We start from the raw sequence: 16,953 nt of genomic DNA, 5'->3' as shown, positions 1-16,953 counted from the left end.
TTGAGCACACAACAGCCAGGTAAACCAAAACAAACACTGCGTGTCGGCGTAGGTGGTCCGGTCGGATCGGGTAAAACAGCGCTGCTACGCTCACTCTGTTCAGCGATGCGCGAACATTACGATATCGCCGTTGTCACCAACGATATCTATACCCAGGAGGATGCGAAATTTCTCACCCAGCATGAGGCGCTGGATGCCGACCGTATTATCGGCGTAGAGACCGGAGGGTGTCCGCATACGGCGATCCGTGAAGATGCCTCGATGAATCTGGCGGCGATAGATCAACTGATCGCCCGTCATGGTGCGCTGGATGTGGTGTTTGTCGAAAGCGGTGGCGATAATCTTAGTGCCACTTTCAGCCCGGAACTGTCGGATCTGACTATTTATGTGATCGATGTCTCCGCAGGCGATAAGATTCCCCGTAAGGGTGGGCCGGGCATTACCCGCTCCGATCTGCTGATTATCAATAAGACCGATCTGGCACCATTGGTAGGGGCATCACTGGAGGTGATGGATGTGGATGCCAAACGGATGCGTGGCGAGCGCCCCTTTGTCTTTTCGAATCTGAAAAAGGCGGAAGGGCTGCAACAGATTATCGACTTTATCGTATCCGAAGGGATGCTGGAATCGAAGCAACTGCCGCCGGTTAAGGCAGTTGTCTGAAATTTAATAGGATAGTAAGGAGCACAACAATGAATAAACGCAATCAGTTACGTCTGCTGGCCCTGGCCGGTGCAATGGCACCTCTGTCAGCTATGGCACATACCGGTCATGAAGTGGCCGGTTTTGTTCAGGGTATTCTGCATCCACTATCGGGCGCAGATCATCTGCTGGTGATGCTGGCCGTGGGTCTGATGGCGGTTGGTAAGACGCATGACATGTCCAGCCGCACCCGTATTGCCGTTCCTGCCGCATTCTTGCTGGCGATGGTCGCGGGTACTCTGCTGGCAATGACCGGACTGAGCGTGCCGTTCGTCGAACAGGGGATTGTGGTTTCCGTGATCGCTGCAGGTGTGCTGCTGGCACTGGCGGTGCGTTTCTCTCTGGTGGCGGGGATAGCTGTCGCGTCAGGTTTTGCCCTGTTCCACGGCCTGGCCCATGGCGCTGAACTGCCACTGGCAGTCCATCCACTTGCCTACATCGCTGGATTCCTGATCACTACATCGGTGCTGCTGGTGGCAGGCACTCGTCTGGGCCAGCTGGCTGATAGCTACAGTATGGGTATGGTTTCCCGTATTGCCGGTGTTGCGGTGGCGGCGTTTGGTGTGCTGGCGGCGGTTTGATTGGCAGCAGGTATGTACTCTCCCTGTACTTGATGTTACAGGGAGAGCTTTAGGGGGAAAGCAATGATGATGCGCGGGATGCTGATTTCCACGGAGTATATCTTGAGGAACTGATCTGGCTAAGCAGATAGCTAAATCTGAACTACTAAAACTGTAGAGAAATGTTAAAAAATACCTGATAAAATTCAATAAATTGCGTTGATTTTTAAGTGGTGTGTACAGCGTTACGTTAATTTGTTGATGTCTAGGTAAAAAATGGCAATTGAAATTATCTCAGGTGAAAATGCATGGTCAAGGGATAACCAGAGAAACAAAACCAGACGGTGGCCCTCCAGACGGAATCCTGAACGCTTATACCCCATCGCAACCCCCGAAGCAAAAGTAAGCTTTAAGATTAATCCCGATGAGAAGATTTTTTGTATCGGGTCCTGTTTTGCCAATGAGATAAGCCAGGCGCTATATCGACAGAATTATGATGTGCTATCCATTTTTCATGATTTACCAAAATCAGAGGATAGTCCCTTTAATAACGATTCTGTTTTTCATAAATATAATGTTGCTTCTATCTATAATGAATTGGCATGGGCGTTAGATCCCGAGCAACCCTACTGTCATGATCAAGTGCTGATCAATATCGGTGAGGACATTGTTCAGGACTATCAATTGACCGGGAAGCAGCGAAGTTACAGCCGTGAATTTGGTAAAACATTTCGTGATGCGTTTAACCGCGCATTTTCTGCAATCAGAGAAGCCGATGTCGTTATATTGACTCTGGGTGTCAGTGAAGTCTGGTTTGATAAAGACACACAGCGATATTTGAATGTTGCTGTGCCACACAGTTTGATAAAAACGTACCCGGAACGGTTTGAACTGCATGTATTTGACTATGAAACTACCTCGTTTTATCTGAATGCAATCTATCAGTTGCTGACAACGCATCTTAAGCCTGATTTCAGGTTGTTAGTTACCGTTTCTCCAATACCGCTTACCTATACATTCAGGGAGCAGGATGTCTTTATATCTAACAGTTACTCTAAAGCGGTGCTCAGGGTTACGGTAGAGGAGCTTGTCGCGAGTAAAGCCAATGTTAACTATTTTCCCAGCTATGAATTTGTCACACTGAGTAATCCGTCAGCAATCTGGCGTCATGATGATTACCGGCATGTTGATTCAAGCTTTGTTGATTACATCATGGGTAATGTCATGGCTCAATTCACTGATGCAACTGACGCGGACCATGAAAAGAACTTGCTACTTAAAGTTAAGTCTTTGTATTACGGTGGTTTCATTAAGGATGCTAAAAAATTATTGTCGCTAATAAGAAAGGGTCAGAAAACCAGCTCTACAGAGGTTTTTCTGCTCTGGACCGCGATGAATACAGGTTTGAGTGGGAAGGTTAAATTACTATTTTTTAAATGTTCTTCCTATCTTAAAACCTATCGTCATCTGAGCTTTGTTCAACATATCGATTCGGTCTTGAGTATATTCAGGAAGCTATCCAAGGACGCCTTAGTTGGCCATGTAGATCATTGGGACGGTCAGTGTCTTAATGGTTGGGCCTGTAATCAGAACAGCGGTAAGCCGGTTCAGATTAAAGTGCTGCTGGGTAAGGCAGTTATAAAAACAGAGATCCCTGCTTTAGCCCGTCCGGATGTTGCCAGACATCTGGGGCTCAAAAATGAAAACGTTGGCTTCAAAGTACCTTTAGATTTGAGCCAGACAGAGGGACAACTGATTAGGGTTGTGTTCGCCGAGAGTGGTGATGATCTGAACTTTAGTCCCATCTATATCGAAGCTAAAAAGTAGAGAGTATCGTTTTAGTATATTCCTTAACTATGATTCTGCTTGTTATTTTATCTTAAACAGATTCTCTGAACTTTCAGAAAGCTCTTTCAGGCGTTTTTTTAACAGTTTACAAAAATCCAGTGCCAATTGTGATACCGGTCGGGTTGCGGGGTAGATCAGGTTGTAATTAAAGCGTATTGAGGGGGCGAAGGGTTTCACTATCAGGCCCTGTTTTATGAAGCCTATAGCGGTAACCGGATCAACCAGGGATACGCCTGAACCTGAAAGCACATAGCTACAGGCAACATGAGATACCTGAGTATCAAATAGCATTTTTCTGTTTACCTCGGCGTGTTCGAAGACATCATCCACTTTGTAGCGAATACTTTGCTCTGTACCCAGTGATATAAACACCTCATTTTCCAGATCTTCTGGTGTGATAGTCGCTTTACTTTGGAGGCAGTGACCGGGCGGCAAAATACAAACCAGTTCACTGTGCGCCAGTGATTCGGTTTTGATTGCTGGATCAGACACCGCGATTGCAGAGAGACCGATGTCGAAATGCTGAGTGGAGATCCAGTCAGCCACCTGCTGAGAGCTGCGTACCTGCAGTGTCATCGAAATACCATGATTCTGCTCCATAAATTCACTGGAAACTTTGGGGAGTAACGTATGCGCAAGCGCGGGCATACAAGCTATTCGAAGTGTTCCCCGATGAAATGCTCTTAACTCTTCAGCTGTTCGTGCCAGTTTTTCGATGCCGACAAATGAGCGCTCTATCTCTTCAAACAGAATCTGCGCTTCAGGCGTAGGGATCAGTCTTTTCTTCTGTCGCTCAAAAAGGGGGACTTTAACGGAGTCTTCAAAATCACTGAGCAGTCGACTGACCGCCGGCTGGGAAATATAGAGAATCTCCGCTGCGCCTGTGGTGGTTCCAGCGATCATGACCGCACGAAATGCTTCGACCTGTCTGAAACTTAATTTAGCCATTTATGCCCCTCCTGATGGTTCTCCTGATCTGTCATAAATATAACATTGTATTATCAACTACGTAATAATTGGTATTTGATATTATTTGTTTGATTTATGATCATGTAACAACACAAACAGGGGTGCTTCTCCGGAAGTGCTGATTTATGGGCTCCAGCATAGAGATAATAATTATGGAGGCACTGTTCAGATACACTTTGGCGATATTGATTAGTACGGTTGCAGGTATGCAATTCGTTCAGGTGATAACGCGCTATGTTTTCGAAACACCGATTATGGGGCTGGAAGAGATTGCGGTTATTCCAACGTTATGGCTCTACATTCTCGGTGCTGTCAATGCGTCCCGTGAAGACACTCAGATCCGGGCAAATGTGCTCGAAGTCTTCCTCAGCACAGAACGGGCACGTCATATTCTTTTGGTTGTTTCTGAGTCTGTCAGTCTGATCATCTCGGGTTGGCTGACTTACTGGGCCTGGGATTACTTTAAATATGCGGTGCGGGTAGAAAAAGAGACTCCAACCCTTTATTTGCCAACACTTATCTATGAATCAGCTCTGTTTATTGGTTTGTTACTGATGACATTTTATGTCTTGATGCATCTGTTCAGACATATTCGGGTATTGCTCTCAGGGGACGTTGGCGCTGATAAGTTGATTGATCATGAGCATCCTCATACGAGTGAACTTGATGAGTTTGAGTTGCTGTCACCGAAAGAGGATCGTAACAATGGTTGAAGTAGCACTGTTGGCGTTTGCCGTACTGGTTATTCTGTTGAGCCTTGGCGTTCCACTGCCGTACTGTTTTGGTGCTGGCCTTATGGTTATGGTGTTGATCGGCGAAGCGACCTTCAAAGGGATGATGTTGTGGGGCTTTAGTCAGTTGACTAACCCCGTACTGCTTGCAATTCCATTGTTTGTGTTTGCCGGCACGATTATGAGTGTCAGTGGTATTGCCGCAAGTTTATTGAAGTTTGTTAATGTCTTTGTCGGGCGTATCCGTGGTGGTTTAGGGGTTGTAGCTTCAATTAGCTGCGCCATCATCGGCGCTATTTCTGGTAGTGGTCTTACTGGTATTGCTGCGATCGGTCCTCTGCTAATCCCAGAGATGGAACGTAAGGGCTATCCCCGCGCTTATGCGACTGCACTGATTGCTAACTCTTCGATACTGGGTCTGTTGATTCCGCCGAGCGTCACCATGATCGTTTATGGCTGGGTAACCGAAACATCTATTCTGGCCAGCTTTCTGGCGACATTGGGGCCTGGCCTGCTGATCATGCTCAATTTTGCCATCGTCAACCTGATTATGGCGCGTAAGTTTCCACTGGTGATGGACGATAAAGTCTCTTTCAGTGAGACCGTTAAGTTGGCGGGAAATAACACGGTCCATGCAATCCCTGCGCTGTTGATGCCAGTGATTATTCTGGGTGGCATCTATGGTGGCATTATGACGCCAACAGAAGCAGCAGCCGTTGCTGTTATCTATGCCCTGCCTGTAGGATTTATGATCTACAAAGGTCTGACCTGGAAGGCATTTCTTGAAGCGGGAAAAGAATCCGCTACGGCAGTGGGTGCGATTCTGATCATGATTCTTTTCAGCCTGATGTTGAGCCAGATGTTTGTAATGGAGGATATCCCTCAGGCACTGGTCGAATCGATCTTTGAAATCACGCAGGACAAAACAACGCTTTTGATTCTGGTAACACTGTTTCTCTTTGCGATTGGCATGGTCGTGAACGATATCACGGCAATCATTCTGACCGCGCCGTTGCTAATGCCGCTGATGAATGCGCTAGGCGTTAGTCCAATTCAGTTTGCTGCCATTATGGGGGTGACTACTGCGATGGGTGGCGTAACTCCTCCGTATGCCAGCATCCTGTATCTGGGTGCCCGAATAGGCAATGTGAAATTTACCGAAGTGATTAAGCCCGCCATGATCCTGTTGCTATTTGGCTATCTGCCTGTGGTGGTATTGGTGCTGACTATTCCTGAACTGTCTGAATTCATTCCGACCATGCTTGGCTACTAGAAATGATGAACTACTCAAAAGCTGAAAATTAAGTTGAAAACATCGTCCCCAGGGACAACAACAAAAATGAGGAAAGTTATGTTTACTTCACTGTCTAAAAAGCTGGTTCTGGCGGCTTCTTTATCACTGGCTACACTTGGTGTAGCTGAAGCAGCTACGTTGAAGCTGTCCCATGTTCGCCCACAGGGTACCGCAATTGATAAAGATGCGGCTCAGTTTGCTGAAGCTGTTAAAGCGGCAACCGATGGAAAATTAAAAATTAAGTTGTATCCGGCAAATGCTCTGGGTGATTACACGGTGGTTCAGGAGCGAGTTGGTCTCGGGGCTGTTGATATGGCAGTTCAACCAATTGCTTCCAGTGTGGATAAGCGCTTCCAGATCGTGTCTCTGCCTTATATGGCCCAGGACTGGGCGGACGCGCAAAAGAAATTCGGCCCCGGTTCTGTGATGCGAAACACTGTTTCTGATCTGTATAAACAGCAGGGCATCAAAGTGTTGGCGGCGTGGCCAGTCTATTTTGGCGGTGTTGCGTTAAATAAAGATGTTGAAGGTGCAGCAGACTCCAGTGTGATTAAATCGACGAAAGTTCGTGTACCTCCGATCAAGGTCTTTCAGCTTTTAGCGGATAATTTGGGATATATCGCTTCGCCACTGCCATTTTCTGAAGCGTTTACCGCGGTTCAGACCGGCGTTGTTGATGGCGTAATTGGTTCTGGTGCGGAAGGTTACTATGCCTCTTTCCGTGATGTGACTAAGTACTATGTGCCAATTAATACTCATTTTGAAGTCTGGTATTTGTTGATCAACGAAGAGCGCTTCAATGATCTTAAAGCTGATCAGCAGCAGGCTGTTGCTCAGGCTGCTCTGGAGTTTGAAAACCGTCGTTGGGAAACCGCAGAAAAAGATCAGGCTGCCAACGAACAGCGTCTGGTTGATGCTGGCGCAACGATCGTTAAGGTAACACCGGAACAGTTGGCTGCGACTGCTGCAAAGGTCAAGCAGAACGTATGGCCGGAAATTATTAACGATATCGGTAAAGAGTGGGCAGACAAGATTCTGAAAGCCGCAATGGCTGAATAAAGTAGCACCTTCGGTCAGGTGATCGCCTGGCCGTTTTTACTGATAAATCCCCTGTGTATTGGAGAAAGCATATGACGGAGAGTGTGCGGCTAAACCGTGGCAGCTCTGACGTAGCTGTTATTGGTGGTGGTCTGGTTGGGCTCTGTATTGCATTGGGTATTCAACGCCAGGGGCAGCAAGTCACTGTTTATGATGAAGGCGATATCGCTTTGCGTGCATCACGGGGCAATTTTGGTTTGGTCTGGGTGCAGGGTAAAGGGGATAACCTTCCGGCTTATACCCGAATTACACGTCTCTCGGCTAAGCTGTGGGGTGGTTTGGCAGAAGATCTGACTCAACATACCGGTATCGATATTCAGCTGCAGCAACGGGGAGGCCTGTTTGTCTGTCTGAGTGAGTCTGAATTGAACAGCAGGCAACAGATGTTGGAAAAGATGGCAGCGGAACATCCACAGGGCTACCCCTTCGACGTACTTGATCTGCAGCAGTTGCGGGAACTGATCCCGGAGATCGGACCGGAAGTGGCAGGCGCTACCTGGGGGCCTGAAGATGGTCATGTGAATCCGCTCTATCTATTGCGGGCTCTGGTTGCCCGGTTTGAATCACTGGGTGGCAAGCTGGTTAATGCGGGACAGGTCAGCAATATTATTCCAAAAAAAAGTCAGTTTGTACTGCAGTCAGAACAGGGTGAGTTTAGTTGCAATAAAGTCGTGCTAACAGCGGGTTTAGGCAATAAGAGTCTGGGCCCGATGGTGGGTATCGACGCGCCGGTTTTTCCTAATCGTGGGCAGGTGCTGATCGCTGAAAGAGTTAAGCCTTTTTTAAATTATCCTACCGGCCATGTTCGCCAGACGGTTGAAGGGACGGTTCAGTGTGGTGATTCAAAAGAAGATGTTGGCTTCGATACCGGTACCACAACAGATGTACTGGCACAGATCGCTCACCGTGCAACAACGATGTTTCCCCTGTTGAAAGATGTGAACCTTATCCGCTCCTGGGGTGCTTTGCGCATCATGACGCCGGATGGCAATCCTGTCTATCAGCAGTCCGAACAATACCCTGGTGCATATCTTGTTACCTGTCATAGTGGTGTCACTCTGGCGGCTGCGCATGCGGGGCCTATTGCTGACTGGATTGCAACGGGGATTGCCGATCCCGCTATCGATTTGGAGAAGTTTCATGGCAGCAGATTTCAGCTTTAACCGTTTACCCTGCCATGAAAGAGCAGAGGTAGAGATCACGGTAGAGGGACAAAAAATATTCGCTCTGGAAGGTGAGACCGTCGCCGCTGCAGTAATGCATGCCGGCCTCAGGCCGACCCGCACAACGCCGGTTAGCGGTTCGGGTCGGGCGCCTTACTGCATGATGGGAGTCTGCTTTGATTGTCTAATGAATATTGACGGAAAGCCTAACACACAAGCCTGTATGACCGAGGTGCGTGAAGGGATGGTCATCACTGTTCAGACAGGGGCTCGAGAAGTTAGCGGAGGCGATGTATGACGGGTTTACAGCAATTTGATCTGGTGATTATTGGCGCCGGACCTGCGGGTATGGCAGCTGCCAGGGAGGCTGGTGAAGCAGGACTCAATACTCTTATTCTGGATGAACAGCCGCGTGCAGGCGGGCAAATTTACAGAAATATTGGTCGACCTATACTGCAGGATCGCTCGATCCTGGGACAAGACTACTATGCAGGTGAAACCTTATTAGCGGGATTGTCCCATGTGTTGGTAACTCATGTCGCCAATGCAACGGTATGGGATGTGACCACTGATAATACTCTGAGCTTCTCCGTGAAGGGTATTAGTCGTCAGGTTGGATTTAAAAAACTTCTGCTGGCAACCGGCGCGCAGGAGCGTCCGGTGCCATTTCCTGGGTGGACACTACCTGGTGTGATGACCTGTGGCGCTGCTCAGATCTTGTTGAAATCATCGGGTCTCACGCCTACAGGGCCGTTAGTGATAGCAGGCAGCGGTCCGTTGCTGCTGTTGATTGCTTGCCAGCTAATCAGAGCCGGTGTCAGAATCGAAGCAATCGTCGATACAACCCCGACCAGTAACTATCGACGGGCATTGAAGGAGATCTTCGGTGCAATTAAAGGCTGGCGCTATCTGCTTAAAGGGGCTCGGATGCTCAACGAGATCCGCCGCAGTGGAGTCAGATATTATAAAAGCGCAACAGAGTTAACGGCTGAATCGGGCAGTGACGGTAACCTGGTTTCGGTCAGCTTTCGCAAGGGAAGTGTTCATCACCAACTTCCATGTAAGACATTACTGGTCCATCAGGGGGTTATTCCCAATACTCAACTGGGCAGAGCGCTTGAGTTAGAACATCAGTGGGATGAGGTACAGCAATGCTGGAAACCGACATTATCTGAAAACGGTTGCAGCAGTCATCCGGATATCTTTATTGCCGGGGACTCTGGTGGTATTGGCGGGGCCATCGTTGCAGAGATTCAGGGGCGGATTGTCGCTAAGGAGATCGCGTATCAGTTAAATCAAGAAGGGGCCGCTGTTATCGGCATCGATCAGTTACGCAAGACGCTGGACGATCAGCTTGCGATTCGTCCTTTTCTGGATCACCTATACCGACCTCTGGATATGTTCCTCCGGCCGCAGGGAGAAATTATCGTTTGCCGCTGTGAGGAGGTGACGGCTGCAGAAATTCGAGGGCTTACTCAACACGGCTGTGTCGGCCCGAACCAGACCAAAGCATTTTGTCGTTCCGGTATGGGTCCATGTCAGGGTCGCCAGTGTGGAGCAACCGTTACAGCTTTGCTGGCAGATGAACTGGGTAAGAGCCCGGAAGAAGTTGGTTATTACCACATCCGTTTTCCCATAAAACCGGTGTCATTAGGTGAGTTAGCTGGACTTAGTCAGAGTGACGCCTAATACGCATAATATTTAATAATTGAGACATAAATCATGACAATTGAACGCCACGAGACAGCGGCTCGGATGAGTAAGATAGTGATTCATAATCACACCGCGTATCTCTGCGGACAGGTCGCTGAAGATCGTAGTGCAAATATTTCGCAACAGACCCGGACCATGCTGGATAAGGTATCTGATCTATTGTTTTCGGTGGGCAGTAGTCCGGAAAAGATTCTTTCAGCGACGATCTATCTTAAGGATATGGCACTGTTCTCAGAGATGAATGCGGTTTGGGATAGCTGGGTTCCTGAGGGTCATGCACCCGCCAGGGCCTGTGTTGAGGCGGCTATGGCAAGCCCTGAGTTGCTGGTGGAGATCTCAGTAATAGCGGCTACAGATTGATGAGTCAGACTATCTGTTTCCAGTACTGTTACCGGTATTAATATGACTGTTTGATCCAGGATGGAGGATCTGCAGAGCGTTACCCTTTGCAGTTTTCCTCTCTACTTCTTTAACGATTATGGAAAATCATTAAACTTCAATAGGCTAGTAGTCGATATGTGAAAGGCATGCGAATAACCGGCCTGATATTGACTCAGGTTTAATTAAATTCTGAATCCCACATTCAGCTCCTCGAGCGTTTTGGTCAGCTCTTCAAATACCAACTGGCGTAACCACACATGGCCAGGGTCCTTCATATGCCGTTCATGCCAGATGATGGAATAGGTAAAGCCTTTTTGTTCCATAGGAAAGGGCAACATTTGCAATTTGTACTGTTCAGCAAAACTGACCGCTAAACCGTATGGCACTGTCAGAATCAGATCGGTTTGTGAAATCATCGCCAGGGCCGCGACAAAATGCGGCACCCTTAATGCGATACGCCGGCTCAGCCCCCGTTCTTCTAACAGGTAGTCGATAGCGCCTTTGCGAGCACCGCCCATGGTGATCAGCGCGTGGGGGTAGGTGGCATAGCTTTCCAGACTCAATCCCCGTTTTATCAGCGGGTGATCCTCTCTGACGACACAGATAAACCGGTCAAAACCCACTCCGCGACCATGGATAGCTGCCGGAGCATCCTCGACGGCGCAGATCGATAGATCGATATCCTCATGATCCAGTTGTTGCACCAAATTTTCATGCCAGGGGACGATCTCCAGATTGACACCTGGTGCTTCAGCACGTATCCGCTTCAGAACCGGAGGCAGTAATACCTGGGTACCGTAATCAGTTGTCGCCAGCCTGAAGTTTTGTGTTGCCGTTGCCGGATTGAAGGTGGCAGGGGAGATTAGCTGACTCAGATCCTGTAGCGATTGATGCAACTGCAGTGCCAGCGCTTCAGCGCGGGGAGTGGGTGCTAATCCTTTGGGGGTCCGGGTAAACAGGGGATCATTAAAGAGCTCTCTGAGACGTGTCAGGTTGCGACTGATGGCCGGTTGCGTCAGGTTCAGTCTGCCTGCCGCCCGGGTGACGCTACGCTCTTCAAGTAACACCTGAAAAACCGGTAGCAGATTGAGGTCGGCCGAGGAGAGATGGCTGATATTCATAATATAATTTTTAATTATGTTGATTATGTATGGTATGCATTGGATGCATGTTGTTTGGGAGAATAGACTACTCATCATTCTCAGACAACGAAAATTTAAGGTGTTGAATGTATATTGAATCAAATCGCGAAATTCATCTGCTGAATCGCCCGCAGGGCATGCCGGTTAAGGCAGATTTTAATCTGGTGAGCAAGCCTGTTCCGGTGTTGGAAGAGGGGCAGGTGTTGATTAAAAATCTGTGGCTCTCGGTTGACCCTTATATGCGTGGCCGGATGGTTGAGCGTGCCAGTTATGTTGAGCCATTTGCCCTGAATACGGTGCTCAGTGGGGGAGCCGTGGGTGAAGTAGTTGAATCCCGTCATCCTCAATTCCCGGTGGGGAGTAAAGTTTCCAGCATGAATGGCTGGCGCGAATACTTTACCTCAGAGGGTAATGATCTGCAGTTACTACCGAAAACAGAGATTGCTGATCAGGCATTTCTCAGTGTCCTGGGCATGACCGGTATGACCGCTTATACCGGTCTGCTTAAAATTGCCGAACTTAAAGAGGGTGACCGGGTGTTTGTGTCTGCCGCATCCGGCGCTGTTGGGGCGATAGTCTGTCAGATCGCAAAACTCAAAGGCTGTTATGTTGCGGGCAGTGTTGGGTCAGATGAGAAAGCCCGTTATCTGCTTGATGAGCTGAGGGTTGATGCGGTGGTTAATTACAAAACCTCAGAGGATCTGCAAACCAGCATTGCGGAAGCCTGCCCTGAAGGGATTGATGTGTATTTTGAAAACGTGGGTGGTGATCACCTCGAAGCTGTACTAAACCTTATGAACGATCATGGCCGTATCGCTGTGTGCGGTATGATCGGTCAATACAATGCCACATCAGCGCAGCCGGGGCCGGCTAACCTGGCGCAGATTGTTATTAAAAAGCTGAAAATACAAGGATTTATCGTCTTTGAACACTGGGATGGCTATCCGGAGTTTGTAGAACAGATGATGCAGTGGATTGCTGCAGGAAAAATTAGCTGGAAAGAGACTGTCTTCGAGGGTATCGAGCAAACCCCTGAGGCATTTATCGGGCTGTTTAACGGTCACAATCTGGGCAAGATGCTGGTTAAGCTTACCTGATTAACTCTATCGACCTTTTACGGCAGGATCCGGGCGTTCTGAATCAGTTATTCAGTGTGTCAGTACCTGCCAGACAATCACTGATTTGTTGGATTGAATATATGAACATCTTATTTGTACTAACGTCCCATGATGCACTGGGTGATACCGGTGAGAAAACTGGATTCTGGATTGAGGAGTTTGCTGCGCCTTATTATGTGTTGGCCGATGCCGGCGCTGACATCACCTTAGCATCGCCTGCCGGAGGGCAGCCGCCGATCGATCCGAAAAGTGCGCTTGACGAGTTTCAGACTGATGAAACCCGTCGCTTTGATCAGGATGCAGAGTTGCAGCAAAAACTGGCTAATACTTCCAAACTGGCAGATATAACTGCCGATCAGTTTGATGCAATCTTCTATCCGGGGGGGCATGGGCCGATGTGGGATCTGACCAATGATCAGCGCTCTATTGAACTGATTGAGTCCTTTGCCCGTCAGGGTAAGTTGGTGGCAGCGGTCTGTCATGCTCCCAGCGTATTGTTGCATACCCGGGATGCAGGGGGAGAGCCACTGGTTAAAAACCGCAAAGTAACCGGTTTTAGTAACACTGAAGAAGCTGCTGTGGGTCTTACCGGAGTGGTTCCCTTTCTTCTGGAAGATGAGTTGAAAAAACGGGGTGGGGTATACAGCCAGGGAGCTGACTGGGTGCCTTATACGGTTGAAGATGGACAGCTGATTACCGGTCAGAACCCTGCGTCATCATCGCAGGTAGCGAAGGCGCTTCTCGCCCGGCTGAGTCAGTAGGTCAGTTCCGCAGGCATAAAAAACGGGAGCAAAAGCTCCCGTTTTTGTTTTACAGCTTTTTAGTGCGGAGTGATCCCCCGGATGGTTTCAGACCTGCGACGCAGATATTCTACGGTAGTTAGCAGCAGTATCGACATACATACCAGCAGCGTTGCCACTGCCAGAATAGTCGGGCTGATCTGCTCACGAATACCGGCCCACATCTGCATTGGCACTGTCCGTTGCTCAGCACCGGCGATAAACAGTGCAACGACGACTTCATCAACAGAGGTCATCATGGCAAACAGACCGCCGGAGATTACACCCGTCATAATCAGCGGAACTGTGATTTTAAAAAAGGTGTAAGTTGGCGTGGCTCCAAGGCTGGCTGACGCCTTTATCAGGTTGTTATCAAAATTACTCAGGGTTGCTGTCACCGTAATCACCACAAAGGGGGTGCCCAGTGCGGTGTGTGCCAGAATCAGACCTGCATAACTTTGTGATACTCCGATTGAGGAATAGAAAAAGAACATTCCCGCTGCAGATATGATTAATGGAACAATCATTGGTGAGATCAATAACCCCATTATGACGCCTTTGAAAGGCAGTTCAGACCTGCTTAACCCCAGTGCAGCGAGGGTACCCAGAACCATCGAGAGGAAGGTCGAGCAAACTGCCACAATAAAGGTGTTTTGTAGCGCATTCATCCAGCGCTCGCTGTTGATAAACTCTTCGTACCAGCGTAGCGAAAATGCGTCTGGATCAAGAGCGAGCATCCCCTGGCTAAAGCTGAAGTAGGGCTCAACATTAAATGACAGAGGGATAATAATAATCAGCGGAGATATCAGAAACACAAAGATCATGCCGCAAATTATGCGAAACGCGTAATACCAGAACGTTTCCAGTGGCCCTGCATACGATGGAAGTGCCATAGTTTTACCTCAAACTCATCTGATTGTTAGTACCTAATAGGCGGCTATATGCTGCATACAGGCCCAGAACAAGAACTAACAGGATAACGCCAAGAGCTGCCGCAAGTCCCCAGTTAAGCGAACTCTGCATATGATACGCAATCATATTGCCGATAAACTGACCGGTCTGACCACCCACCAGCGCCGGAGTGATGTAGTAACCAATAGCCAGAATAAACACCAGAATCGCGCCGGCAGAGATGCCTGGGACTGATTGAGGCAGATACACTTTATAAAAAGCGGTAAACGGTGTTGCGCCTAAGGAGCGGGCCGCCCGCATATAGCTGGGTGGTATGGTCTTCATGACTGAGTAGAGAGGGAGAATCATAAACGGCAACAGAATATGGGTCATGGTGATCACCGTACCTGTGGCGTTATAGATCATACTCAGCCGGTTATCATCATCCACCAGTCCAAACCAAACCAGAACATCATTGATGACCCCCTCGCCCTGAAGCATTGCGATCCATGAAGAGGTTCGTACCAGTAACGAGGTCCAGAACGGCAGTAACACCAATATCATCAGCATATTGGCAATGCGCATTGGTAGTGAGGCCAGCAGATAAGAAACTGGATAGCCAAGCAACAGAGTCATCGCTGTGATTAACAGAGACATCCAGACGGTGCGCCAGAAGAGCTTGAGATAGATTTGCTGCTGTTCGGGTAAGAACTTAATTTCGCCGGATGGAGTGGTCTCCATATCAAATGCGGCGATATAGTAAGATGCGGTATATGGACGGGATTCACGTTTAATTACACGCCAGGTATCCAGTTCCCCCCAGTCCGAATTAATCTGTATCAGCTTATCTTTAAAAGGCGGTTTAAGTCTTGCCGCTTTACGTGCAGAGCCGGTAAGTAAGCTACGCATGCCACTTTTTTCATAGTTTAGCCGGGTGGCTGCTTTACCGATCGTATGGTTTTTCCTGCCGGTTACAAGATCGTCCACCAGCGCGGCAAAGACTTCCTCCCCGGGTAATTGATTGCTGTCTGCATCCCACTCAGCCACAGCTGCGCTGGTGTTAGGCATATATTCAATGATCTGGGGATTATCTATGGAACGGAATAGCATGGATGCTATAGGTGACACGAAAGTTACCAGAATAAAGATAACCAGTGGCGCCACAAGTAACAACGAACGAATCTTTCGGAGGCGTAAAGAGCGATTCATATCAGCGGTTAAGCGCTTCTGCTCTTCGGGGGTTAGTTGGCCATCGGCCTCAACAGTATTTGCCATCATATGGAATACAAAGCCTTTTCTGAAGATGAATCAAAATAGTGGTCTATACAACAAGCCACTTTTGGTGTGAGTCATCATCTAAACTCAGACCAGTTTCTGATATTCAGCAAATCAAATTTGCTGAATATCAGAGCAAACAGCTGAGGAGTCAGATACTCCTCAGCTTATGGGTTTACTGAGCCAGCCAGGCGTTGAAACGCTGACGCAGTTCGTCACCATTATCAGCCCAGAATTCAGCATCCTTTTTGATTGGAGTTTTGAAGTTTTCAGGGTTTGTAGGCATGTGTGGGTTCATGTCTACGCCGGTTTCAAGGTGAGTTGATACCAGAGGTGCGGATGACTTACGCGCAGGGCCGTAGGAGATGTATTTAGCCTGGTCAGCAAGACGCTGGGTATCAGTGGCAAAGCGCAGGTAATCCATAGCCGCTTTCTTATGTGGTGCTCCCTTAGGAATGATATAACCATCCAGCTCGAATACCTGACCATCCCAGATGATGGTGAATGGCTGGTTTTCGACAACCTGAGCGTTGAAGATACGACCGTTGTATGCAGAGGCAATGGCAACTTCACCGTCCGCCAGCAGCTGAGGTGGCTGAGCACCAGCTTCCCACCAGATAACCTGATCTTTAATGGTGTCCAGCTTAGCAAAAGCCCGGTCTACACCTTCAGGGGTTGACAGTACTTCGTAAACCTTATCGTAGGGAACGCCGTCGGCAACAAGTGCCCATTCGAGGTTCGCATCCGGTTTTTTCTCCAGGGAGCGTTTACCCGGGAATTTTTTGAGATCAAACACGTCAGCTACAGTGCTGGGCTTCTCGCCAGGAAAGGCTTCATTGTTATAAGAGAAAAGAGTTGAGTATACGATTGTTGGAACAAAGCACCCATTCAGGGAACCCTGGACGAAGTCTTCCATCACCGGTGTGCCGTCAGCTCCTGGATTCAGATCCTTTTCATAGTCCAGTTCCTGCGCAATACCTTCATCACAGGCCAGAATGGAATCACCTTCAAGAATATCAAGAACATCCCAGACGACATTACCTGCTTCTATCTGTGCTCGCAGGCCTGCAAGACCATTACCGGCCTTATCTTCATCAACAATTTCGATACCGGTTTTAGCGGTAAACGGATTGCTGTATGCCTCACGCTGAGATTTTGTATAAGCGCCACCCCATGATACAACGGTAAGACTGTCTGCCGCAGATACGGTTGCGGAAGATGTACCGATTGCGGCACCGAGTGCCAGAGCGAGTGACAGTTTTGAAAATTTCTTCATTGTTTTTATCCTC

17 protein-coding genes are annotated in these 16,953 nt (G+C 48.5%); 12 read left to right on the top strand and 5 right to left on the bottom strand.

Annotated features, from left to right (window positions below; genetic code table 11):
- The 3 genes from ureG to OCU43_RS13955 all read left to right on the top strand — a co-directional run bounded on the left by ureG (position 1) and on the right by OCU43_RS13955 (position 3,089).
- On the top strand, positions 1 to 663 hold the full coding sequence (gene ureG / locus OCU43_RS13965) for an urease accessory protein UreG (RefSeq protein ID WP_091357001.1): 663 nt from the start codon (positions 1 to 3) through the stop codon (positions 661 to 663).
- A gap of 29 nt (positions 664 to 692) precedes the next feature.
- Positions 693 to 1,283 carry a HupE/UreJ family protein gene (locus OCU43_RS13960; protein ID WP_091357003.1) on the top strand — a complete coding sequence of 197 codons (591 nt, stop codon included), beginning with the start codon at positions 693 to 695 and terminating at the stop codon, positions 1,281 to 1,283.
- Positions 1,284 to 1,538: 255 nt separating this feature from the next.
- Complete coding sequence (locus OCU43_RS13955) at positions 1,539 to 3,089, top strand: GSCFA domain-containing protein (RefSeq protein ID WP_091357005.1); 1,551 nt, start codon at positions 1,539 to 1,541, stop codon at positions 3,087 to 3,089.
- Positions 3,090 to 3,131: 42 nt separating this feature from the next.
- Here the strand turns inward: OCU43_RS13955 and OCU43_RS13950 are convergent, their stop codons facing one another.
- A complete protein-coding gene (locus OCU43_RS13950) occupies positions 3,132 to 4,058 on the bottom strand; it encodes a LysR family transcriptional regulator (RefSeq protein ID WP_091357008.1) in 927 nt (308 codons plus the stop codon).
- Positions 4,059 to 4,285: 227 nt separating this feature from the next.
- Here OCU43_RS13950 and OCU43_RS13945 point away from each other — a divergent pair, with 227 nt between their 5' ends.
- From OCU43_RS13945 to OCU43_RS13915, 7 genes are all read left to right on the top strand, one after another.
- Positions 4,286 to 4,792, top strand: a complete 507-nt coding sequence (locus OCU43_RS13945; RefSeq protein WP_245756539.1) for a TRAP transporter small permease — start codon at positions 4,286 to 4,288, stop codon at positions 4,790 to 4,792.
- A complete protein-coding gene (locus OCU43_RS13940; protein ID WP_091357014.1) occupies positions 4,785 to 6,083 on the top strand; it encodes a TRAP transporter large permease in 1,299 nt (432 codons plus the stop codon). The genes OCU43_RS13945 and OCU43_RS13940 overlap by 8 nt, the downstream gene beginning before the upstream one ends.
- Before the next feature lie 78 nt (positions 6,084 to 6,161).
- A complete protein-coding gene (dctP, locus tag OCU43_RS13935) occupies positions 6,162 to 7,163 on the top strand; it encodes a TRAP transporter substrate-binding protein DctP (RefSeq protein ID WP_091357018.1) in 1,002 nt (333 codons plus the stop codon).
- A gap of 71 nt (positions 7,164 to 7,234) precedes the next feature.
- Positions 7,235 to 8,365, top strand: coding sequence for an NAD(P)/FAD-dependent oxidoreductase (locus OCU43_RS13930; protein ID WP_091357020.1), 1,131 nt, complete (start codon positions 7,235 to 7,237; stop codon positions 8,363 to 8,365).
- The gene (locus OCU43_RS13925; protein ID WP_091357023.1) at positions 8,343 to 8,663 is read left to right on the top strand and encodes a (2Fe-2S)-binding protein; all 321 of its coding nucleotides are present in this window, start codon (positions 8,343 to 8,345) and stop codon (positions 8,661 to 8,663) included. Before OCU43_RS13930 ends, OCU43_RS13925 begins: the two co-directional genes overlap by 23 nt.
- Entirely contained in the window at positions 8,660 to 10,054 is a 1,395-nt protein-coding gene (locus OCU43_RS13920; RefSeq protein WP_091357026.1) for an FAD/NAD(P)-dependent oxidoreductase, read from the top strand. The genes OCU43_RS13925 and OCU43_RS13920 overlap by 4 nt, the downstream gene beginning before the upstream one ends.
- A gap of 33 nt (positions 10,055 to 10,087) precedes the next feature.
- Positions 10,088 to 10,438, top strand: coding sequence for a RidA family protein (locus OCU43_RS13915; protein ID WP_091357029.1), 351 nt, complete (start codon positions 10,088 to 10,090; stop codon positions 10,436 to 10,438).
- 203 nt (positions 10,439 to 10,641) lie between these two features.
- Here the strand turns inward: OCU43_RS13915 and OCU43_RS13910 are convergent, their stop codons facing one another.
- Positions 10,642 to 11,580 carry a LysR family transcriptional regulator gene (locus tag OCU43_RS13910; protein WP_175483493.1) on the bottom strand — a complete coding sequence of 313 codons (939 nt, stop codon included), beginning with the start codon at positions 11,578 to 11,580 and terminating at the stop codon, positions 10,642 to 10,644.
- Positions 11,581 to 11,687: 107 nt separating this feature from the next.
- Between OCU43_RS13910 and OCU43_RS13905 the strand changes: the two genes are divergently transcribed.
- A complete protein-coding gene (locus OCU43_RS13905; protein ID WP_091357035.1) occupies positions 11,688 to 12,698 on the top strand; it encodes an NADP-dependent oxidoreductase in 1,011 nt (336 codons plus the stop codon).
- A 101-nt stretch (positions 12,699 to 12,799) separates the two neighbouring features.
- Entirely contained in the window at positions 12,800 to 13,480 is a 681-nt protein-coding gene (locus tag OCU43_RS13900; protein WP_091357038.1) for a type 1 glutamine amidotransferase domain-containing protein, read from the top strand.
- A gap of 59 nt (positions 13,481 to 13,539) precedes the next feature.
- Here the strand turns inward: OCU43_RS13900 and OCU43_RS13895 are convergent, their stop codons facing one another.
- The 3 genes from OCU43_RS13895 to OCU43_RS13885 form a co-directional block, all read right to left on the bottom strand.
- Entirely contained in the window at positions 13,540 to 14,391 is an 852-nt protein-coding gene (locus tag OCU43_RS13895) for an ABC transporter permease (RefSeq protein ID WP_091357042.1), read from the bottom strand.
- A gap of 4 nt (positions 14,392 to 14,395) precedes the next feature.
- Positions 14,396 to 15,667 (bottom strand): ABC transporter permease, encoded by a 1,272-nt coding sequence (locus tag OCU43_RS13890; protein ID WP_091357045.1) that lies wholly within the window; start codon positions 15,665 to 15,667, stop codon positions 14,396 to 14,398.
- 172 nt (positions 15,668 to 15,839) lie between these two features.
- Entirely contained in the window at positions 15,840 to 16,940 is a 1,101-nt protein-coding gene (locus tag OCU43_RS13885; RefSeq protein WP_091357048.1) for a polyamine ABC transporter substrate-binding protein, read from the bottom strand.
- Positions 16,941 to 16,953 lie beyond the last annotated feature (13 nt).

Origin of the sequence: Amphritea atlantica, assembly GCF_024347255.1 — a bacterium.
Lineage (GTDB): Bacteria > Pseudomonadota > Gammaproteobacteria > Pseudomonadales > Balneatricaceae > Amphritea > Amphritea atlantica.
The sequence above is the reverse complement of the archived record's forward strand: the minus strand, read 5'-3'. Positions and strand labels throughout refer to the sequence as shown.